Source organism: Agrococcus phoenicis, from assembly GCF_047302415.1.
Taxonomy (GTDB): domain Bacteria; phylum Actinomycetota; class Actinomycetes; order Actinomycetales; family Microbacteriaceae; genus Agrococcus.
In genome coordinates this window covers 322,618-342,023 of record NZ_CP154854.1, presented here as the reverse complement: position 1 = coordinate 342,023, position 19,406 = coordinate 322,618, and the positions used below count along the sequence as shown (strand labels likewise).

Here is a 19,406-nt window from a genome sequence, read left to right as displayed (position 1 = left end):
ATCCCGGCTCCGTGCGGTCTCAGCGGGCTCCGGCGGCAGCCCGCGGACGCGTGCGCAGCGCGACCAGCACCCCGTCGATGACGACGAACGCGACGAGTCCCCAGCCCACCAGCGGCAGCAGCAGCCCCACAGCGGCACCGACGGCGACCACCGCGAGGATCGCCCACCACGGTGCCCGAGCCAGCGCGCCGGCGGCCGGCGGCGAGCCCGGTCGGCCGTAGGGGCCGCGCGACCACCACATCCGCATGCCGAGCGCCACCATCGCGGCGATGCCGATCGCGAGCGCGGCGAGCAGGAGCTGGTTCGGCAGGCCGAACAGGGTGCCCATGTGCAGGTCGATCCCCCAGCGAGCGAGCTTCGGGATCAGCCCGAGGTCGTCGAAGTCGACGCGGTCGACCACCTGGAGCGACGCCCCGTCGATCGCGACCGCGTCGACCTCGGTCGGGAACGAGCGCTGGATCTCCTGGACGACCCACGCTGACGCGGCGTCGGCGGGCGGACGGATCTCGATGAGCCCGACGTCGATGCTCTGCGTCCTGGCCACGGCGAGCACCGCATCGAAGTCCACCGGGGCCACCGCTGCGGCCGCGACCGCCTCGCCGTGACCGGCGTGCGGATCGTCGATGCCGCCAGTGCCCTCGAGCGAGGTCGAGACCGACGGCGTCGACCAGCCGAGCGCCGCGCGCAGCTCGGTCACGTTCGCACCGGCGAGCTGCGACCACGTGATGCCGGTGGCCGAGAGGAAGAGCGCGCCGAGGGCGAGCCAGATGCCGAGCGACGCGTGCCACGAGCGCAGGCGCCGCACGCCGCTGGCCCTGCGCTCCGGCCGCAGCAGCTCGCGCCGCCGGCGGCCCGTGCGCCACGTCGCGAACCAGAGCCCGAGGCCGGCGACCACGACGATGCCGAGCCAGCTCGCCGCGAGCTCGGAGTAGAGCCGGCCGACGTCGCCGAGCCCGAGGCCGCGGTGGAAGTGATCGATCGCCGTGCGCAGCGGCAGCGAGCCGCTCGTGCCGTAGACCGTCATGTCGCCTCGCACCTCGCCGCTCACGGGGTCGAGGAAGATCGCGCGGCTCTCGCTCGCGACCAGCCCCTCCTCGGCGAAGAGCACGCGGGTCGTCGCGCCGGCCTCGGGTGCCGGTCGCACCGCCGAGAGCGCGGCGCCGCCCGCCTCCTCCTGCGCGATCCGCACCTGCTGGGCGAGCGGCAGCGGGTCGCCCTCGGCGGGCGCCGTGAGCGCATCGCGGTAGAGCACCTGCTCGACCGCCGGCGCGAGCGCGTAGGCGGCGCCCGAGAGCGCGGCGATCAGGATGAACGGGCCGACGAGCACACCGGCGAGCCAGTGCAGTCGGCGCAGCAGCGGCACGAACCACCGCTGCGCCTCGGCAGACGGGGCCTGCGGCGGTCGCGCTGCGGTGGCGGTCATCGCTGCTGGGCCTGCCGGCGCAGCGCCGAGGCGCCGAGGATCGCGGCGAGCACCGCCACGATGAGCGCCGCGATCGAGACGGGCACTGAGGCGCTTCCGGCGGGCTCGGCAGCAGGGGCTGCCGCTTCGGCATCCGCTGCGGCAGCGTCGTGGTCGTGCGCGCCCGCCTCGTCTGCTGCTCCCGCCGCGCCGCTGTCGGCCGCGGGCGCACCGTGGTCGTGCCCGTGGGCATCCGCCGCCGCACCGATCGTCAGCACCGGGGCCGGCGTCGCAGAGGCCTGATCCTCGTCGGCCCAGAGCCACTCGCCCGCCTCGCATCGCTGCAGCGTCGGGAAGACGAGCGTCGTGCCGTCGGCGGCGCTCTCCGGCAGCGTCACCTCGAGCTCGAGCGTCTCGCGCACGCCGTCGGGGATGGGCGCATCGGTGGTGAAGGTGACGAGGCGCGCGCCGCCCTCGCCGAGGTCGGCGGCGACCTGCCAGCCGGGGTTGGCGATCAGGGCGACCGAGGCGATCTCGTCGGGCACGGTCACCTCGACCGCGGTCGTGGGCGAGCCGTCGCAGCCGTGGCTGAACGACAGGGCCAGCATGCTCGTGGCGCCCGCTTCGGTCGAGCTCGGGCTGACGTGCACGTGGGCGCTGGCCGCGAGCGGGCCGGCGAGCACGAGCGCCGCGGCGGCAAGTCCGGTCGCGGCGCCGACGACGCCGCGGCGGGCGCGGCGTCGGGCGCTGGCGGGGGTGGGGTGGGTGTGGACGGCGTGGGTGTGGATGGGGTCGGTCATGACTGCTCCTCGCAGTGGGCGCGCAGGCAGACGGCGCTGCGCGCGGTGCGCCCGTGGGCGCGTTCGTCTGGGAGCACGCCGCCGAGGGCGGGCGTGCGGGAGCCGCGCGAGGCATCGCGCGGAGGATGGGCTCAGACGAGCGCGAGCGGCGGGCCGCGCGTGACGAGCGCGGCGTGCAGCACGTCGAGCGTGCGACGATGCGCCGGGCACGATGCCGTGACGGACGCGCGGCGTCGCGCGGGGATGCCCGCCCACCGCAGCGCTGCCACGGCGCGGCGCAGCGACATCGCCTCGAGCATCGCGGCGAGCGCCCGCGGCACGAGCCGCAGCAGCGCGAGCGTCAGGCCGCCCGCGACGAGGTGGGCGAGCGGCATGCTCGCATGCTCGTGCAGCACCGCGGCCGAGCCCGGCAGCGCCGCGTCGACGGCGTGGTGCGCGTGCCCGGCGGCTGCGGTCGGATGCGCGGCGCCCTGCAGCGAGTAGATCCCGTGCTGCACGGCCTGGGCGATCGCGACCGCGATGCCCTGTCGGGCGAGCGAGCGCCGCGTGCCGAGCACGGGCGCGAGCACGAGGAGCGTGGCGACGAGGCCGGCGGCCAGCAGCAGCGCATCCGGCGCGAGGCCGCCGCCGAGCGCATGCGCGAGGCCCGTGGCCAGCGCGGTGGCGCCCGAGACGACCAGCGCGGCTGCCAGCGCGCGGCGCCGTCGCTGCAGGGTGGCCTCGATCGTCACGGGCGCGCTCACGGCTCCCTGTCCTCCGCCCCGCGCGCGGCGGCCGCCTCCTGAGCGCGCAGCTCGCGCTCGAGCTCGCGGGTCGCGCCGCGCAGCGCGCGCTCGGCGTCGATGCCGTCAGCGGATGCGCCGCGCACCATCGTCAGGAGCGCACGACCGAGGCTCGCCTCGGCGTGCGCCGGCGCATCCGCCACCGCCTGCTCGCGCGCTGGTGCGTCGTCAGGCTCGACCGCCGACTCGATGCCCGCCCGCTGCGCTCTGCCCAGCAGCTTCTGCGCGCGCGCGAGCGCCGGCAGTCCGGCGGGGATGCCGTCGAGCGCGCTCTCCCGCTCGGGCTTCTCGGCGCGCTTGATGGCATCCCAGTTGGCGATGACGTCGCCCACGCCCTCGACCTCGGTGCCCGCGAAGACGTGCGGATGCCGGCGTCGCAGCTTCTCGATCAGGGTGCGGGCCACGTCGTCGAGGTCGAAGCGGCCCTCGGTGCGCGCGATGTCGGCGTGGAAGACGACCTGCAGCAGCAGGTCGCCGAGCTCCTCGCGCAGGTGCGCGTCGGCGGCCGAATCGCCGGTCGCGGCCTCGGCCGCCTCAGCGAGCTCGTGCGCCTCCTCGATCGCGTAGGGCGCGAGCGAGGCGTGCGTCTGCTCGGCGTCCCAGGGGCATCCGCCCGGCGCGCGCAGCCGCGCCATCACGGCGACCAGCTCGTCCAACGCGCGCTCCGCCCGAGCGCCCGCCGCGTCGCTCACGGCGCCGGCTCCTCGGCCGGGGGCTTCGGCGGCGGGAAGATCGCGGTCAGCAGCGCGTCGACCCACGCGACGAGCTCGGCGTCCGGCAGCGCCTCGGCCTGCGTGCCCGCGAGGCGCCCGCCGCCCGCCGTCGGCAGCGGCACCACGAGCGTCTTCGCCGCCGCGTTGAGCTTCGCCTCGGGATACATGCGGCGCAGCCGCAGCTGCACCGAGTCGGCGAGCTCGGCCGGGGCGACCCGCAGGTTCGGGCCGACGGTGATGACCTCGGAGAGCTTCGCGGTCTGCGCCTTGCGCCGCAGGCGCGCGATCGCGACGAGCGCGCTCACCTGCGCCGGCGGCTCGCCGTAGCGGTCCTGCAGCTCCTCGAGCACGCGGTCGATCGCGTCGTCGTCCCGCGCCGACGCCGCGGCGGAGAGCTTCTGGTACGCCTCGAGCCGCAAGCGCTCCGAGTCGACGTAGTCCTCCGGGATCACCGCGTCGACGGGCAGCTCGAGCCGCAGCTCGCGCGGCCCGTCGTCCTCCTCGCCGCGGAAGACCGCGACGGCCTCCCCCACCATCCGCAGGTACAGGTCGAAGCCGACACCGGCGATGTGGCCCGACTGCTCGCCGCCGAGCAGGTTGCCCGCGCCGCGGATCTCGAGGTCCTTCAGCGCCACCTGCATGCCGGCGCCGAGCTCGTTGTGCACGGCGATCGTCTCGAGCCGGTCGTGCGCCGTCTCCGAGAGCGGCTGCTCGCCGTCGTAGAGGAAGTAGGCGTAGGCGCGCTCGCGGCCGCGGCCCACGCGCCCGCGCAGCTGGTGCAGCTGGCTGAGCCCGTAGCGCTCCGCGCGATCGACGATGAGCGTGTTGGCGTTCGGGATGTCGAGGCCGGTCTCGACGATCGTCGTGGAGACGAGCACGTCGTACTGCTTCTCCCAGAAGTCGACGATCACCCGCTCGAGCGCCGTCTCGGCCATCTTGCCGTGCGCGACGCCGATGCGCGCCTCGGGCACGAGCTCCGCGAGCTGCGCGGCCACGCGGTTGATCGACGAGACGCGGTTGTGCACGAAGAAGACCTGGCCCTCGCGCAGCAGCTCGCGGCGGATCGCAGCCGCGACCTGCTGCTCGTTGTAGGCGCCGACGAAGGTCAGCACGGGGTGCCGGGCCTCCGGCGGCGTCGCGAGCGTCGACATCTCGCGGATGCCGGTGACCGCCATCTCGAGCGTGCGCGGGATGGGCGTCGCCGACATCGAGAGCACGTCGACGTTGGTCTTCAACGACTTGAGCCGCTCCTTGTGCTCCACCCCGAAGCGCTGCTCCTCGTCGATGATGACGAGCCCGAGCTCCTTGAAGCGCACGTTCTCCGAGAGGATGCGGTGGGTGCCGATCACGACGTCGACGGTGCCGTCGGTGATGCCGGCGATCGTCTCGCGCACCTCCTTGTCGGTCTGGAAGCGGCTGAGGGCCCGCACCTGCACCGGGAACCCGGCGAAGCGCGCCGCGAAGGTCTCGAAGTGCTGCCGCACGAGCAGCGTGGTCGGGACGAGCACCGCCACCTGCGTGCCGTCCTGGACGGCCTTGAACGCGGCGCGCACCGCCACCTCGGTCTTGCCGTAGCCGACGTCGCCCGAGAGCAGCCGATCCATCGGCACCTCGCGCTCCATGTCGCGCTTGACCTCGTCGATGGTGGTGAGCTGGTCCGGCGTCTCGGCGTAGGGGAAGGCGTCCTCGAGCTCGCGCTGCCACGGGCTGTCGGGGCCGAAGCGGCGACCCTTCGAGGCCATGCGCTTCGAGTAGAGCTGCACGAGCTCGACCGCGATCTCTCGCACCGCCTTGCGCGCCTTGGCCTTCGACTGCTGCCAGTCGCTGCCGCCCATCTTCGACAGCTGCGGGGCCTCGCCGCCGACGTAGCGGTTCAGCTGGTCGAGCTGGTCGGTGGGCACCGAGAGGCGATCGCCCGGGTGCCCGCGCTTGGAGGGCGCGTACTCGATGACGAGGTACTCGCGGGTGGTCTTCACGGGGTTGCGGCCGCCGGACGAGACGGTGCGCTGCGTCAGCTCGACGAAGCGGCCGACGCCGTGCGTCTCGTGCACGACGTAGTCGCCGGCCTTGAGCTGCAGCGGGTCCACGACCGAGCGACGACGGCCGGCGAGCTTGTGCGGCTGGCGCGCGTCCACCCCCACGGCACGGCCGAAGAACTCGGCCTCGCTGACGAGCTCGATGCGCTCCTCGGGCAGCGAGAACCCGTGCTCGACGGATGCCCGGGTGACGTGCACGACCCCGGGCTCCAGCTGCGCGGGCAGCGCCTCGACGACGCGCGCCGCCACCTCGTGCTCGCCCAGCACCTGCGCTGCGCGCTCGACGAGCCCCTGGCCCGCGGCGGTCACGACGACGCGCCAGCCATCCCGCGCGCGCTGCCGCAGGTGCAGGGCCGCGCCGTCGGCGATGCCGGTGAAGCTCGGCACCGGCTGCCCGTCGATCGCCGTCACCGTGTCGTCCGCGGCGAGCACGGAGTAGCTCCACCACGGGGCGTCGACCGCCGCGCGCAGCTCGTCGAGGCTCAGGAAGCCGCTCGAGAGGTCGACGGGTGCCTGCCCGCCTGCCGTCGCGGCGCTCCACGCGGCTTCGAGGAACTCCTGGTTCGTGTCGTTGAGGCTCGTGACGCGGTCCCGGATGCGCTCGGGGCCCAGGACGAGCACACCGGTGCCCGGCAGGTAGTGCGTGATCGGCACCATCCGCTCGAGCAGCGCGGGCGCGAGCGACTCCATCCCCTCCACGGGGATGCCCTCGGCGATCTTCTCCAGCATCTGCTGGATGCCGGGGAACTCGGGCGCGAGCTGCCGCGCTCGCGCGCGCACCGCATCCGTCAGCAGCAGCTCGCGGCTGGGCGGCAGCACGACCCGCGCCAGCGGCTCCGGGTCGGAGCGCTGGTCGGCGACGTGGAACCAGCGCATCTGCTCGACCTCGTCGCCGAAGAGCTCGATGCGCACCGGGTGGTCCTCGGCCGGGCTGAAGACGTCCACGATGCCGCCGCGCACCGCGAACTCGCCGCGCCGGGTGACCATGTCGACCCGGGAGTAGGCCAGGTCGACGAGCTGGCGGGAGAGCGCCGCGAGGTCGACACCCCGGCCGCCCGCCTCGAGCTCGATCGGCTCGACGTCGAGCAGGTTGTCGGCGACCGGCTGCAGCGCCGCGCGCACGGAGGCGAGGACGATGGTCGGCCGCGCGCCGTCTCGACGCGCGACCGCGCGCAGCGTCGCGCCGCGATGGCCCACGGTCTCGGCAGAGGGGCTCAGCCGCTCGTGGGGCAGCGTCTCCCACGCGGGCAGGTCGAGGATCTCGGCCTCGGGCAGCCAGGCGGCGAGGTCGTCGCGCACCGACTCGACCTCGCGCCGGGTCGCGGCGACGACGAGCAGCGGCCGGTCGTGCTGGTGCGCGAGGGCGGCGGCGACGGGGGCGCGCATCGGCTCGATGCCGGTGAGCGCGCCGCCGGTCGATGCCTCGACGACGGGCGCGAGCGCACCGCCCTCGAGCAGGTCGAGGAGCGGCCGCAGGCTCACGAGGTCATGACCGCTTCGCCCGCGGCGTTCCTCACCTCGAGCGTCCAGCCCTGCTCGTTCGTCTCGTACTCCGGCAGCCGGAGCGCGAAGACGGCGGGCGCCTCGTCGGAGAGCGGGGTGCCGGCGGTGAGCGGCAGCGACTGGCCGTACCACTGCAGCACGGCCTCGGTCGCGTCCGGGGGTGCGATCACGAGCAGCATCGTCGGCTGGCGCCAGTCGTCCCAGCAGTACCTCGGGGCCGAGCCCAGGCACGTGTGCACGTAGCCGCCCTCCGGCGACTCGAGGATCAGGTCGGTGAGGCCGGAGCCCTCGCTCAAGTCGCTCCAGAGCAGGCTGCCGTCATCGAGCGTCGCCGCGAGCGTGAACCCGTTGGGCGGCTGCGGGCCGCTCGGCTCGTCGGCGGTGGCGCAGCCCGCGAGCGCGAGGGTCGCGACGACGACGGCGGCGGCACTCATGGCGAAACGGCGCACGGACCCTCTCCTTCTGATCGGTATCCCATGCTAGCGGCGCGCGTGCCGGGCCTAGGACGGCGCGTGGATCCGCTGCTGCGCCGCGAGGAAGCCCTCGGCGACGATGCGCTCCACCGCGTCGGCGCCGAGCTGCACGAGCAGCTCGGCCTCCGGCTGCTCGGCCTTGGCGAAGGGGCGCAGCACGAACTCCGCGGCGTCCTGGCGGCCGGGCGGCCGCCCGATGCCGAGCCGCACGCGCAGGACATCGGGACCGCGCGCGGCGATGATGTCGCGCATCCCGTTGTGGCCCCCGTGGCCGCCGCCCTGCTTGAGGCGCAGCTCGCCGAGGGGCAGGTCGAGCTCGTCGTGCAGCACGATCACGCGATCGACGTCGACGCCGTAGTAGTCCATCAGCTTCCCGACGGGGCCGCCGGAGCGGTTCATGAAGGACAGCGGGAACGCGGTGACGACCTTCGGGCCGCCGATGACGCGCGACTCGGCGACCAGCGCCTCGGCCTTGCCGTGCTTCTTGGCGTTCGCGCCGGCGCGCCGCTCGAGCTCGGCGACGACCATGCGCCCGATGTTGTGGCGCGTGCGCTCGTAGTCGGGCCCGGGATTCCCGAGCCCGACCACGAGCCACGTGTCGGCCATGCCGGCGTCGATGGGTGCGGACTACTCCGCGGCGTCCTCGGAGGACTCCTCGGAGGACTCCTCCTCGGTGTCGCCCTCGGCTGCCTCGGCGTCCTCGTCCTCGAGGACGGGGGCGGCGGGCGTCACGATGCCCACCACGAGCGCCTCGGGGTCCGTGAGCAGCGTCGCGCCCTTGGGCAGCTCCACCTCGCCGGCGGTGATGTGCGCGCCCTCCTCGAGGCCCTCCACCGAGACGGTGATCGACTCGGGGATGTGCAGCGCCTCGACCTCGACCGAGAGCGCGGTGGTCTCGTGGTTCGAGATGGTGCCGGGAGCGGACTCGCCCTCGAGGTGCACGGGGACGTCGACCGTGACCTTCTCGCCGCGGCGGACGATCACGAGGTCGATGTGCTCGATCGCGGGCATGCCCTGGAGGACGGGGTTGCGCTGCACGTCCTTCACCAGCGCGAGCTGGTTCGAGTCGCCGATCTGCAGGTCGATGATCGCGTTCGAGCGACGGACGAGCAGGTACAGCGCGTGCGCGTCGACCGTGAGGTGCTGGGGCTCGCTGCCGTGCCCGTAGAGGACGCCGGGGACCTTGCCTGCCGCGCGCAGCTTGCGCGCGGCGCCCTTGCCGAAGGACTCGCGGATCTCGGTCTCGAGCTTGTCGTACTCAGTGGCCATGGAAGTGCTCCTTGTGGGCCGCAGCCCGTCGTTGTCGACTCGAACGCGCAAGCGTGAGGACTCGGTCCACTGCTCCCACCGCGTCGATCACGGATGCATCCGCATCCCTCGCCGAAGTTCAGCCTCCCACCCTACAGCACCGCGCGGTCGAGAGCAGCAGCGTCCGCCTGCCGCAGCCGAGGCCGACCGCGCTCCCCGCTCAGCCCAGCGCGCCGCCGACGAGGTAGATCGCGAAGGCGATCACGAAGCCGACGATCGACATCAGGCCCTGCGCCACCGTCCAGGTCTTCAGGGTCGTCTTGACGTCCATCCCGAAGAACTTGCTGACGAGCCAGAAGCCCGAGTCGTTGACGTGGCTGAAGCCGACCGAGCCGGCAGCCGTGGCGAGCACGATCGCGGCGGTCTCGACCGGGTTGAAGCCCCCGTCGACCACCACTCCGGCCATGAGCGAGGCTGCGGTCGTGAGCGCCACGGTCGCCGAGCCCTGCGCGATGCGCACGATGAGCGAGATGAGGAAGGCCGCGACGATGACCGGCATGCCGATCGAGTTCAGCGAGTCGGCGATCGCGTCGCCGATGCCGGTGACGCGCAGGACGCCGCCGAACATGCCGCCGGCGCCGGTGACGAGCACCACCGAGGCGATCGGCCCGAGGGCGCTGTCGGCGACCTTCTCGATCAGGGATCCGGCCTTGCCCATGCCCCAGCCGAGCAGCCACATGGAGACGATGACGGTGATGAGCAGCGCGACCGGCGTCTCGCCGAGCGCCCGCAGCAGCGCGACGACGGGCTCGGCCTTGAAGGCATCCGGGTCATCGGTCGTCGCGGCGAACATGTTGAGGCCGGTGTTGAGCAGGATCAGCACGAGCGGCAGGACGAGCAGGAAGACGACCTTGCCGAACGAGGGGTTCGACTCCATGTCCCGGTGGTCGTCGTTCGGGCCGCCGAGGATGTTGGGCACGGCGATGTCGTAGCGGCGGCCGACCCAGCCGCCGAAGAGCACGCCGACGACGTACCAGACGGGGATCGCGACCACGAGGCCGAGGATCAGCACGAGGCCGACGTCGGCGCCGAGGATCGCGGAGGCGGAGACGGGACCGGGGTGCGGCGGCACGAAGATGTGCATGGAGCTGAAGGCGAGCGCCGCGGGGAAGGCGACGGTCAGCAGCGATCCGCCCAGGCGGCGCGAGACGGCGTAGATGATCGGCATCATCACCACGAGGCCGGCGTCGAAGAAGATCGGGAAGCCCATGAGCAGGCTCGCGACACCGACGGCCATCGCCGCCCGCCGCTCGCCGAACGCGCCGATCAGCTTGTCGGTCAGCACGCGCGCGCCGCCGGACGTCTCGATCATGCGGCCGAGCATCGCCCCGAGCGCGACCAGCAGCATGACGCTGCCGAGCGTGGGGTTGAAGCCGAACTGGAGCGCCTCGATGAGCCGCGCGAAGGGGATGCCGGCCGCGACGGCGGTCAGCAGGCTCGTGATCATCAGGGCGAGGAAGGCGTGGATCTTGAACGCCATGATGAGCACGAGCAGCAGGGCGATGGATGCCGCCGCGAGCAGCAGGAGGCCGCCCGTGCCGAGATCCCAGGTGAGGACGAGGTCTTCCATCGGACGGGCTCCTTGGGTGCGTGTCGGGTGCGGAGGGATGCGGAGGCGCCGCGCGGCGGCGGGCTCAGCCGGGCTGGACGGTGATGGAGCCGGTGATCGTGGTGCCCGGGTCGGGCTCGATCGTGCGGCCCGCGGCTCGCGCCATCAGGATGCGCGTGACCTCGTCGACGATGGCCGCCGGCGTCTGGTCGACCGAGATCGCGATGCCGTGCTCCCAGTCGGCGAGCGGCTCGAGCGTGTCGATCTGGCTGGCGAGCAGCGTCGTCGGCATGTACTCGTGGTCGCGGTGCGCGAGTCGGTCGGCGAGCAGGCCCTCGCCGCCGACCAGGTGCACGAACACGAGCGACTGGTCGCTCGAGCGCAAGAGCTCGCGGTACCAGCGCTTCAGCGCCGAGCAGGCGACGATCGTGACGCGGCCGCGCGCGGTGCCCTCGGCGATCGTGTCGCCGATGGACTTGAGCCACGGCACGCGATCCTCGTCGGTGAGCGGCGTGCCGCCGGCCATCTTCTCCTTGTTGGCCGGCGGGTGCAGGTCGTCGCCGTCGATGAAGTCGATGTTGAGGCGCTGCGCGAGCGCCGCGCCGATCGTGGACTTGCCGGAGCCCTGGACGCCCATGATGATCATCGGCGGGTAGCGCGTCTCGCTCATCGGTCCACTCCTTCGTCGCCATCGGCCGCGGGGAAGCGCAGCAGCACCTTCGAGGATACGGCTGCGTCGCGCGCGAGCTCCAGGGCGCGCAGGCCGTCGTCGATCGCCAGCTCGTGGCTGATCACGGCACCGGCGTCCAGCGACCCGTCGGCGAGCGCGACGAGCACCTCGTCGAGCTCGTCGTTGAAGCGGAACGAACCGATGAGCGTCAGCTCGCGCGTGATCGCGCTCGCCATCGGCACCGCGACGTCGCCCGCTCGCTGCAGGCCCAGCATCACGACGGTGCCGCCGCGCCGCGCGCCGCTGATCGCGGCGGCGAGGCCCGGCGCGGTGCCCGACGACTCGATGACCACGTCGGCGTGCACGGCGGCGATCCCTTCGGCATCCGACGCGTGCAGCGTGGTCGCGCCGAGGCGCTCGGCGAGGGCACGCGGATGCTCGTGCAGGTCGGTCGCGAGCACCTCGCTCGCGCCGTGGTGCAGGGCGACGGCGATCGCGAGCGCGCCGATGGGGCCGGCACCGATCACGAGCACGCGGCAGCCGGCGACGTCGCCGGCCTGGCCGACGCCGTGCCAGGCGACCGCGGCAGGCTCGGCGAGCGCCGCGAGGCGCAGGTCGAGACCGGCCGGGAGCTCGCGCAGCATGCGCGACGGGAGCGCCGCGCGGCTCGCGAAGGCGCCGTGCGTGTGCGGCAGGCGCGCGGCGGAGCCGAGGTAGGTGCCGGCGGGGCTGAGGTTCGGCCGATCGGCCGGGAAGGGGGCCGAGCCGTCGTCGACGGGGGTCGCGGGGTGCACGGCGACGCGCGCCCCGGCCGCGGGCCCGCTGCCGTCTGCCGCGGCGCGCAGCACGGTGCCGACGATCTCGTGCCCGAGCACCATCGGCTCGCGCAGGATCGACTGTCCCGCGGCGCCGTGCAGCCAGTAGTGGAGGTCCGATCCGCAGATGCCGCCGTAGGCGATCGCGACGACCGCCTCGTCTGCGGCGGGCGAGGGCTCCGGCAGCGCCTCGACCCGCACATCCTCCTTGGCGTGCGCGACCAGCGCGAGGTTCGCGTCGCTCATGTGGCTCATCCTGCCCCTCAGACCACGGCCGTCATGCCGCCGTCGACGTAGATCGTCTGCCCGTGCACGAAGGCGCTCGCGTCGCTCGAGAGGAACACGAGCGCACCCACCAGGTCGCGGACATCACCCCAGCGGCCCGCGGGGGTGCGCTGGGCGACCCACGCCGAGAACTCGGCGTCGTCGACGAGCGGCTGCGTGAGCTCGGTGGCGAAGTAGCCCGGCGCGAGCGCGTTGACGCTGATCCCGTGCGGCGCGAGGTCGGCGCAGAGGCCCTTCGTCAGCATCACGATGGCGCCCTTCGTGGCGCTGTACGGCGCGATCGACGGCCGCGCGAGCTGCGACTGCACCGAGCCGATCGAGACGATCCGGCCCGAGCCCCGCTCGATCATGCCCCTCGCGACGCGCCGCGAGAGCAGGAAGGCGCTGGTCAGGTTGGTCGCGACGAGGTCGTGCCAGTCGGCGTCGGTGAACTCCGCGATCGGGTTGCGGCGCTGGATGCCGGCGTTGTTCACGAGGATGTCGGGCGTGCCGAGCCGCTCCTCGACGTCGGCGACCCCGGCGTCGACCGCCGCCGCATCCGTCACGTCGAAGGTCGCGACGTGCGCCTCGCGCCCGGTCGAGGCCGCGATCTCGCCCGCGGCCCGCTCGGCCTTGGCGCGGTCGCGGCCATGCACGACGACGGTGGCGCCGGCCTCGGCGAGCCCCTGCGCGAGCGCGCGGCCGATGCCCTGGCTCGACCCGGTGACGAGGGCGCAGCGACCAGAGAGGTCGAACAGCGCCGGGCCGATGCTCGACCCCGCGACCTCGCGAGCGCCCGCGGCGCCGCCCGCCATCAGTAGAACTCCTTCGTGCTCATCACGTTCTGCAGCGGCTCGCCGTCCAGCATGCGCGTGGCGTTCGCAGCGAAGAGCTCGGTGATGCGGCGCGGCTCCTGCACCGAGAGCGCAGCGGTGTGCGGGCTCAGCAGCACGCTCGGGTGCTCCCACAGTCGGCTGTCGGTCGGCAGCGGCTCCACCGCGGTGACGTCGAGCGCCGCGAAGCCGATGCGGCCCGCGTCGAGCGCGTCGAGCAGGGCCGGCTCGTCGACGACGGTGCCGCGGCCCACGTTGACGAGGATGGTGTCGGGTCGCACGCCGCCGAGCACCTCGGCACCCAGCAGGCCCGTCGTGTGCTCGGTGCCGGGCAGCGTGTTGATGATCGCGTCGACCTCGGTCGCAGCGCCAGCGAGCTGGTCGATCGGCACCAGTCGGTCGACGTGCTCCACGGGCGCGCCCGATCGCGTCGTGCCCCAGACGGTGGCGCCCAGGCCGGCGAACCGCTCGGCGACGACCGTGCCGATGCCGCCGAGCCCGACGACGAGCACCGTCATCTCGCTGACGTGGCGCATGATGCGACGGCCGTCGCCCCAGGTGCGCGTCGCCTGATCGGCCTCCAGGCGCCGCAGCCCCTTCGCGCCGGCGAGCACGCCGAAGACGGCCCACTCGGTGAGCGTCGAGGCGTGCATGCCGGCGCTCGTCGTGACGACGACCCGATCGAGCTCGTCGTCGGTGAGCTGCGCAGCCTTCACCTGGCCCCCGCCGCCGGCGGCCGTCGTGTGCAGCCAGCGCAGGCCCGGGTTGGCACGCACCGTGCGCGCGAGCGCGGCGGGCGAGACGTCGGGCAGCCCGAACAGCGCGTCGGCGCGGTCGAGCATCGCCTCGAAGGCGGCCTGCTGCTCGGGGGTGCGCTCCCAGTCGGGATCGCCCTCCCAGTCGCCGATCCAGCGCCAGGGTCGAGTGAGCGCGGGGTCGCGCAGCAGCTCGATCCGTGGCTCGAGCTCGGTGAGCAGAGCGGCGGATGCGTCGTCGAGGCTGACCGCGACGGCGACCTTCAGGGTGGGCTCAGGCATGGAGTCTCCTTCCAGGACAGGCTAGCGAGCGGCGCGCGGCCGCTGGGGCATCGATGCGCAGGTGCGCGTGCGCGTGCGTCAGCGCAGCGGCGTCTCGAGGCGGGTGTCGCCGACGATGACGGTGGCCAGCTGGCCCGGCTGCGCGCGGTGGTTCGAGTGCGGCGCGCCCGCCATGACGACGTCGCCGGGACCCAGGCGCACCCAGCGGGCGACGTAGGCGAGCGACTCCCGCACGGGTACCGGCATGGCGCGGGCGCTCGTGTCGCAGACGCGCTGGCCGTCGAGCTCGAGCGCGAGCACGAGGTCGTCGAGGGAGGCGTCCGTGTCGATCCAGGGCCCGAGGGGCGTGGAGCCCTCGCCGCCCTTCGACTCGAAGTTGCGCGGGTCGAGCGCGGCGCGGTCGGGGTAGGAGATGTCGTCGACGGCGCTGATGCCGAGCACGAACTCGTGCGCGCTCTGCTCGGTGAGCAGCGGGGCGCTGGGGTCGCCGGTGTCGCGGCCGATCACTACGGCGATCTCCGCCTCGACCACCAGCCTCCCGGCGTCCCGGCGCACGTGCACCGGCTGGCCGTGCGCCACGACCGTGCGGGGGCTCTTCAGCCATGCCTGGACGGGTGGCAGGTGGTCGGCCGTGCCACGGTTCTGCGCGATGCCGACGACCACCCGCGGCTCCGCGGGCGGCAGGAGCGCATGCCCTGCGGCGACGAGGGGCGCGCTCGAGGCGTCGCGCGGCGCGCGGCCCTCGGCGAGCGCGCGGTACGGATCCTCGAGGGGCATCCACGACGCCGGCATGCCATCCGGCCCCGGCTCGCCGAGGGGCCGCGCGTGGACGGCACGGCCCCCGACGTCGATCCGCGCGATGCGCATCAGCGACGCCCGCCGACGACCTCGTGCGCCGCGGTGCGCTCGTCCGAGCCCTCGCCGCCCGACACGTTGACCGCATCCTCGAGCCGCAGCAGGTCGCGCCCCTGCGTCTCGGGGACGAGGAAGGTCGAGGCGGTGGTGATGAGCGCGAGCGTGCCCATGTAGATGGCCGGCAGCAGCCAGTCGCCGTCCGAGACCGCCAGGAGGTAGGCGCCGAGCACACCGGCGAGGCCTCCGGCGAGGACGGCCGAGATCTCGCGGGCCATCGCGACGCCGAGGTAGCGGTGGCGGTTGCCGAAGAGCTCCGGCAGCATCGCGCACTGCGGCCCGAGCATGGTGTTGACGGCGACGCCGATGCCGATGGCGATGACCGCGACGACGATCGCCGGCTCGCCGAGCGACAGCAGCCACCACGCGGGGAAGGCGTAGAGCAGCATGAACACCGCGCCGAACCGGTACACCGCGCGCCGCCCGAAGCGGTCGGAGAGGTGGCCGGTGAGCGGGATGGTCCCCATGCCGATCAGCGAGCCGATGGTGACGCCCCAGGTCGCGATGCCCCGGTCGACGGGGTTGGCCAGGAAGTTGCCGGCGACGAACGCGAGGGCGAGCGTCTGGAACATGTAGGAGCCGCCGTTCTCCGCCATGCGGAGCCCGACGCCGACCGTGACGCCGGGCAGGCCCTTGGTGAAGATCTCGCGGATCGGCCGCGACGCGACCTGGTCGTGCTTCTCGAGCTCGACGAAGGTCGGCGTCTCGCGCAGCCGCAGCCGGATGAACAGGGCGACGAGGATCAGCAGGAACGAGGCCACGAACGGGATGCGCCATGCCCAGCCGAAGAAGACCTCGTCCGGCAGCAGCGCCATGAGCGAGAAGACGACCGCGGCGAGCAGGGTGCCGAGCTGGATGCCGATGAACGGCAGAGAGGAGAAGAAGCCTCGGCGCTTGACGGGCGCGTACTCCGCCATCAGCACCGTGGCGCCGGCCTGCTCGGCACCGGCGCCGAAGCCCTGGAGCAGCCGCAGGACGGTCAGCAGGATGGGCGCCCAGACGCCGATCTGCTCGAAGGTGGGCAGCGCGCCGATCAGCGTCGTCGCCCCGCCCATGAGCAGGATGGTGACGACGAGCACCCACTTGCGGCCCAGCTTGTCGCCGAGCGTGCCGAAGAAGAGGCCGCCGAGCGGTCGCGCGATGAAGCCCACGCCGAACGAGGCGAGCGAGGCGACGATCTGGAACTCGGGAGGCAGGTTCGAGAAGAACAGCTGGCCGAAGATCAGCGCTGAGAAGAGCCCGTAGAGGGCGAAGTCGAAGTACTCGAGGGCGCTGCCGACGCTCGAGGCGAGCGTCGCCCGGCGCAGGTTGGCCGCGTACTCCGGGTCGTCGGTGTGCGCGGGTGCGCGGTCAGGGCTCTGCGGGGTGGTCGGGCTCACGGTCCATCTCCTTCGACAGTCGTGCTGGCGTCGTTGCTGGAGCCGAACGTACCAGTGTGATGGACGACGTACAACCCACTGAACGATGCACCCGATGGGGCCCCGTCAGCGCCTGCTGCCGCCGAGCGGGTTCGTGAGCGCGGCGACGACCTGCAGCAGCGCCGCACCGACCTGCGCGATGCGCTCCTCGTCGACGTGCTCGGCAGGCAGCGCCGCGCCGATCGCGAGCGGCGGATCGGCGGGCGCCCACGGCTCGAGGGCGGCCGCGACGCCGACGATGCCGCCGAAGGAGCCCCCCTGATCGATCGCGAAGCCTCGCTCCCGGACAGCAGCGAGCTGCGGGAGCAGGTCATCGACCGTGGTGATGCTGTCAGGGGTGAGCTGCGGGAAGGGCTCGACCTCCTGCAGCAGCGCGCGCGCCTCCTCGTCGCCGAGGCGCGAGAGCAGCGCGACCCCGGTCGCGCTGAGCGGCGCCGGCAGTCGGGAGCCCAGCGGCGTGCCGAGCCGATAGGGCGAGCGACCCTCGTGCCGCGCGAGGTAGAGCGCGTCGCTGCCGTCGAGCATCGCGATCTGCACCACCTCGCGGTGCAGCACGGGCGAGGCGGCGACGAGGCCGTAGAACTCGCGCACCTGGTTGAACTGCTGCGCATAGGCGCCGCCGAGCTCTGCCGTGCGCCGACCGAGCCGGTAGCCGCCCGAGTCGCGCTCGATCATCGCGCCCTCCTCGAGCACGGCGCAGAGGTTGGCGGTGGAGGACTTCGCGATGCCGAGCGCGCGCGCGATCTCGCTGAGCGTCGTCGGCACGCCCTCCGAGTCCGCGAGCAGGGTGAGGATGCGCAGCGAGCGCGAGACGGCAGGTGCGGGATCCCGCTCGCCCTTCGAGGTCGGGTTCGTGTCGGTCATGGCCGCCCCTTCGCGGTCGAGGTCGATGCCGCACCAGCCTAGGGCGCATCCACTCATCTGAACGCTGTCCGAGGAGCTGGCCCTGCGCTAGCCTGCGGCCATGACCGCAGACGCCCCGCACCCGGCTTCCACCAGCACCTCGACCGCGCGAGCGGAGACCATCGGCGTCCTCGGCCTCGGCGCGATGGGCGAGCCCATGGTGCGCCGCCTGCTGGCGGGCCGGGGCGCGGCGATCATCACGGGCAGGTCCGCGAGGCCGGCGCTCGTCGCTGCCGGCGCGGAATGGGCGCAGACCCCGCGGGCACTCGCCGCACGGGCGGGGGTCGTGCTGTCGATGCTGCCCGACCTGCCCGAGCTCGAGGCCGCGCTCGACGGGCCGGAGGGCCTGCTCGCCGGTCTCGGCGACGCCGACGAGCTGCTCGTGCTGATCGGCTCGACCTCCTCGGCACCCGGCGTGCGAGCGCTGACCGAGCGCCTCGGCGAGCAGACCGACGGCCGCGTGCGCGTGGTGGACTGCCCCGTCTCCGGCGGGGTCGACGGCGCGACCGCGGGCACGCTCTCGATCATGCTCGGGGGCACCCGGGAGGACGCGGCGCGCGCCGCCGCCATGCTCGCGCCGTGCGGCACGCCCGTGCACCTCGGCCCGCTCGGCGCGGGCGAGGTCGCGAAGGCCTGCAACCAGCTCGTGGTCGCCGCGACCATCACCGCGCTCGGCGAGGCGACCGTGCTCGCCGAGCGCTCGGGGCTCGACCTCGATGCGCTCTGGACGCTGCTCGGCGGCGGCTACGCGGGCTCGAACCTCCTGGCGAGCCGGAAGGAGAAGCTGGTCGCGGGCGACGACTCCCCCTCGGGCATCGCGCGCTACATGATCAAGGACCTCTCCTTCGCGGCGGACATCGCCGAGGCGACCCGGACGAGCCCCGCGCTCATCCCCGCGCTCCGCGCGTTCTTCGACGAGATCGTCGAGCGCGGCTACGGCGAGCGCGACATCACGGTCTCGCGACGCGTGATCGCCGAGCGCTAGGCCGACGCGCGCAGGCGCGGCCCGAGCTCGTCCTGGAAGAAGCCCATGAAGGCGTCGGGGTCGGTGCTCGCATCCATGAGCACGAGGTGGTCGAAGCCTGCGTCGCGGAACTCGGAGAACACCTCGACGTGGCGCTCGACGTCGGGGCCGCACGCGAACGCCTCCTGCATGTCCTCCACCCTGATCGCCTGCGTCGCCTGGTCGAACGCGGTCGGATCGGGCAGCTCGGCGAGCACCTTCCACCCCAGGGGGCCGAAGCGGAACCGCGCGTGCGCGGCCTCGGCGCCCGAGCGGGCATCGGGCGCGTACGCCGTCGGCACCTCGCAGTAGCGGGGGCCGTCGCCGCCCGCGGCGCTCCACGCCTCGACGAGCGAGGCATCGGGGTCGGTCGAGAAGATGCCGTCGCCGAGCTCTGCGGCGAGTGCCGCGGCCTGCGGCCCGCCCGCCGCCACCACGATCTCTGGCAGCGTCTCAGGCAGGTCGAACACCCGCGCGTCGTGCAGCGTCAGGAAGTCGCCCCGATAGGAGTGCGTGCCGCCGGACCACAGCAGCCGGATGATCTCGAGCGCCTCGCGGAACCGCTGGTGGCGATCGCCCATCTCGGGCCATCCCTGACCGACGATGCGCTCGCTGAGCCGCTCCCCCGAGCCGACGCCCAGCGTGAAGCGGCCGTCGGAGATGATCTGCAGCGTCGCCGCCGCCTGGGCGATGATCGCCGGGTGGTAGCGGATCGACGGGCACGTGACGCCGGTCGCGAGCCGCAGGGTGTCGGTCTTCGCCGCGATCGCCGACAGGATCGCCCACGCGAACGACGAGTGCTGGTGCTCCGGCAGCCAGGGGTGGAAGTGGTCGCTGATCTCGACGAAGTCGAAGCCGGCGCGCTCGGCCTCCACCGCTCGCCGGATGAGCTCCTTGGGTGCGACGTCCTCGGCGAAGAGCTTGTATCCGATCTGCATGCTCTGACGCTAGGAGTTCCACCTGGGCGTCAGGTGGGGGACACGCG

The 19,406-nt window shown here is 73.5% G+C and carries 18 protein-coding genes; 1 reads left to right on the top strand and 17 read right to left on the bottom strand.

The features are described from left to right. Nucleotides 1-19 precede the first annotated feature (19 nt). The 16 genes from AA0Z99_RS01655 to AA0Z99_RS01580 form a co-directional block, all read right to left on the bottom strand. The gene (locus tag AA0Z99_RS01655) at nucleotides 20-1,423 is read right to left on the bottom strand and encodes a PepSY-associated TM helix domain-containing protein (protein ID WP_413318847.1); all 1,404 of its coding nucleotides are present in this window, start codon (nucleotides 1,421-1,423) and stop codon (nucleotides 20-22) included. Next, the gene (locus AA0Z99_RS01650) at nucleotides 1,420-2,202 is read right to left on the bottom strand and encodes a DUF1775 domain-containing protein (protein ID WP_413318846.1); all 783 of its coding nucleotides are present in this window, start codon (nucleotides 2,200-2,202) and stop codon (nucleotides 1,420-1,422) included. Before AA0Z99_RS01650 ends, AA0Z99_RS01655 begins: the two co-directional genes overlap by 4 nt. Before the next feature lie 131 nt (nucleotides 2,203-2,333). After that, nucleotides 2,334-2,945 (bottom strand): hypothetical protein, encoded by a 612-nt coding sequence (locus AA0Z99_RS01645; protein WP_413318844.1) that lies wholly within the window; start codon nucleotides 2,943-2,945, stop codon nucleotides 2,334-2,336. Continuing rightward, on the bottom strand, nucleotides 2,942-3,676 hold the full coding sequence (locus tag AA0Z99_RS01640; protein ID WP_413318842.1) for a MazG family protein: 735 nt from the start codon (nucleotides 3,674-3,676) through the stop codon (nucleotides 2,942-2,944). Before AA0Z99_RS01640 ends, AA0Z99_RS01645 begins: the two co-directional genes overlap by 4 nt. Further along, nucleotides 3,673-7,119, bottom strand: coding sequence for a transcription-repair coupling factor (gene mfd / locus AA0Z99_RS01635; RefSeq protein ID WP_413320725.1), 3,447 nt, complete (start codon nucleotides 7,117-7,119; stop codon nucleotides 3,673-3,675). Before mfd ends, AA0Z99_RS01640 begins: the two co-directional genes overlap by 4 nt. A 92-nt stretch (nucleotides 7,120-7,211) precedes the next feature. After that, nucleotides 7,212-7,685, bottom strand: a complete 474-nt coding sequence (locus AA0Z99_RS01630; protein ID WP_413318840.1) for a hypothetical protein — start codon at nucleotides 7,683-7,685, stop codon at nucleotides 7,212-7,214. Between the two features lie 51 nt (nucleotides 7,686-7,736). Next, the gene (gene pth, locus AA0Z99_RS01625; RefSeq protein ID WP_413318838.1) at nucleotides 7,737-8,315 is read right to left on the bottom strand and encodes an aminoacyl-tRNA hydrolase; all 579 of its coding nucleotides are present in this window, start codon (nucleotides 8,313-8,315) and stop codon (nucleotides 7,737-7,739) included. A gap of 21 nt (nucleotides 8,316-8,336) precedes the next feature. Continuing rightward, nucleotides 8,337-8,978: a 50S ribosomal protein L25/general stress protein Ctc gene (locus tag AA0Z99_RS01620; protein ID WP_413318836.1), complete on the bottom strand. Its 642-nt coding sequence runs from the start codon at nucleotides 8,976-8,978 to the stop codon at nucleotides 8,337-8,339. Between the two features lie 199 nt (nucleotides 8,979-9,177). Next, on the bottom strand, nucleotides 9,178-10,587 hold the full coding sequence (locus tag AA0Z99_RS01615; RefSeq protein ID WP_413318834.1) for a GntP family permease: 1,410 nt from the start codon (nucleotides 10,585-10,587) through the stop codon (nucleotides 9,178-9,180). 64 nt (nucleotides 10,588-10,651) lie between these two features. Continuing rightward, entirely contained in the window at nucleotides 10,652-11,236 is a 585-nt protein-coding gene (locus AA0Z99_RS01610; RefSeq protein WP_413318832.1) for a gluconokinase, read from the bottom strand. Beyond that, entirely contained in the window at nucleotides 11,233-12,297 is a 1,065-nt protein-coding gene (locus tag AA0Z99_RS01605; RefSeq protein ID WP_413318830.1) for a zinc-binding dehydrogenase, read from the bottom strand. The genes AA0Z99_RS01610 and AA0Z99_RS01605 overlap by 4 nt, the downstream gene beginning before the upstream one ends. 17 nt (nucleotides 12,298-12,314) lie before the next feature. Continuing rightward, nucleotides 12,315-13,130, bottom strand: a complete 816-nt coding sequence (locus tag AA0Z99_RS01600) for a glucose 1-dehydrogenase (RefSeq protein ID WP_413318828.1) — start codon at nucleotides 13,128-13,130, stop codon at nucleotides 12,315-12,317. After that, on the bottom strand, nucleotides 13,130-14,185 hold the full coding sequence (locus tag AA0Z99_RS01595) for a D-2-hydroxyacid dehydrogenase (protein ID WP_413318826.1): 1,056 nt from the start codon (nucleotides 14,183-14,185) through the stop codon (nucleotides 13,130-13,132). The genes AA0Z99_RS01600 and AA0Z99_RS01595 overlap by 1 nt, the downstream gene beginning before the upstream one ends. A gap of 78 nt (nucleotides 14,186-14,263) precedes the next feature. Then, nucleotides 14,264-15,052 (bottom strand): fumarylacetoacetate hydrolase family protein, encoded by a 789-nt coding sequence (locus tag AA0Z99_RS01590; RefSeq protein WP_413318824.1) that lies wholly within the window; start codon nucleotides 15,050-15,052, stop codon nucleotides 14,264-14,266. Beyond that, nucleotides 15,052-16,476, bottom strand: coding sequence for an MFS transporter (locus tag AA0Z99_RS01585; RefSeq protein WP_413318822.1), 1,425 nt, complete (start codon nucleotides 16,474-16,476; stop codon nucleotides 15,052-15,054). Before AA0Z99_RS01585 ends, AA0Z99_RS01590 begins: the two co-directional genes overlap by 1 nt. A 105-nt stretch (nucleotides 16,477-16,581) precedes the next feature. Further along, the gene (locus AA0Z99_RS01580) at nucleotides 16,582-17,379 is read right to left on the bottom strand and encodes an IclR family transcriptional regulator (RefSeq protein ID WP_413318820.1); all 798 of its coding nucleotides are present in this window, start codon (nucleotides 17,377-17,379) and stop codon (nucleotides 16,582-16,584) included. Nucleotides 17,380-17,479: 100 nt separating this feature from the next. On the opposite strand from AA0Z99_RS01580, the gene AA0Z99_RS01575 reads away from it, so the two are divergent. After that, a complete protein-coding gene (locus tag AA0Z99_RS01575) occupies nucleotides 17,480-18,403 on the top strand; it encodes an NAD(P)-dependent oxidoreductase (protein ID WP_413318818.1) in 924 nt (307 codons plus the stop codon). Here AA0Z99_RS01575 and AA0Z99_RS01570 read toward each other — a convergent pair. Further along, complete coding sequence (locus tag AA0Z99_RS01570) at nucleotides 18,400-19,359, bottom strand: TIGR03557 family F420-dependent LLM class oxidoreductase (protein ID WP_413318816.1); 960 nt, start codon at nucleotides 19,357-19,359, stop codon at nucleotides 18,400-18,402. The genes AA0Z99_RS01575 and AA0Z99_RS01570 overlap by 4 nt on opposite strands. Between the last annotated feature and the right edge of the window lie 47 nt (nucleotides 19,360-19,406).

What these genes read in the sequence shown, in the direction of transcription:
- AA0Z99_RS01575 (WP_413318818.1), top strand. Translation starts at nt 17,480, where the DNA reads ATGACCGCAGACGCCCCGCACCCGGCTTCCACCAGCACCTCGACCGCG.
- AA0Z99_RS01590 (WP_413318824.1), bottom strand. Translation starts at nt 15,052, where the DNA reads ATGCGCATCGCGCGGATCGACGTCGGGGGCCGTGCCGTCCACGCGCGG.
- AA0Z99_RS01610 (WP_413318832.1), bottom strand. Translation starts at nt 11,236, where the DNA reads ATGAGCGAGACGCGCTACCCGCCGATGATCATCATGGGCGTCCAGGGC.
- AA0Z99_RS01600 (WP_413318828.1), bottom strand. Translation starts at nt 13,130, where the DNA reads ATGGCGGGCGGCGCCGCGGGCGCTCGCGAGGTCGCGGGGTCGAGCATC.
- pth (WP_413318838.1), bottom strand. Translation starts at nt 8,315, where the DNA reads ATGGCCGACACGTGGCTCGTGGTCGGGCTCGGGAATCCCGGGCCCGAC.
- AA0Z99_RS01605 (WP_413318830.1), bottom strand. Translation starts at nt 12,297, where the DNA reads ATGAGCGACGCGAACCTCGCGCTGGTCGCGCACGCCAAGGAGGATGTG.
- AA0Z99_RS01650 (WP_413318846.1), bottom strand. Translation starts at nt 2,202, where the DNA reads ATGACCGACCCCATCCACACCCACGCCGTCCACACCCACCCCACCCCC.
- AA0Z99_RS01655 (WP_413318847.1), bottom strand. Translation starts at nt 1,423, where the DNA reads ATGACCGCCACCGCAGCGCGACCGCCGCAGGCCCCGTCTGCCGAGGCG.
- AA0Z99_RS01570 (WP_413318816.1), bottom strand. Translation starts at nt 19,359, where the DNA reads ATGCAGATCGGATACAAGCTCTTCGCCGAGGACGTCGCACCCAAGGAG.
- AA0Z99_RS01620 (WP_413318836.1), bottom strand. Translation starts at nt 8,978, where the DNA reads ATGGCCACTGAGTACGACAAGCTCGAGACCGAGATCCGCGAGTCCTTC.
- AA0Z99_RS01615 (WP_413318834.1), bottom strand. Translation starts at nt 10,587, where the DNA reads ATGGAAGACCTCGTCCTCACCTGGGATCTCGGCACGGGCGGCCTCCTG.
- mfd (WP_413320725.1), bottom strand. Translation starts at nt 7,119, where the DNA reads ATGCGCGCCCCCGTCGCCGCCGCCCTCGCGCACCAGCACGACCGGCCG.
- AA0Z99_RS01595 (WP_413318826.1), bottom strand. Translation starts at nt 14,185, where the DNA reads ATGCCTGAGCCCACCCTGAAGGTCGCCGTCGCGGTCAGCCTCGACGAC.
- AA0Z99_RS01580 (WP_413318820.1), bottom strand. Translation starts at nt 17,379, where the DNA reads ATGACCGACACGAACCCGACCTCGAAGGGCGAGCGGGATCCCGCACCT.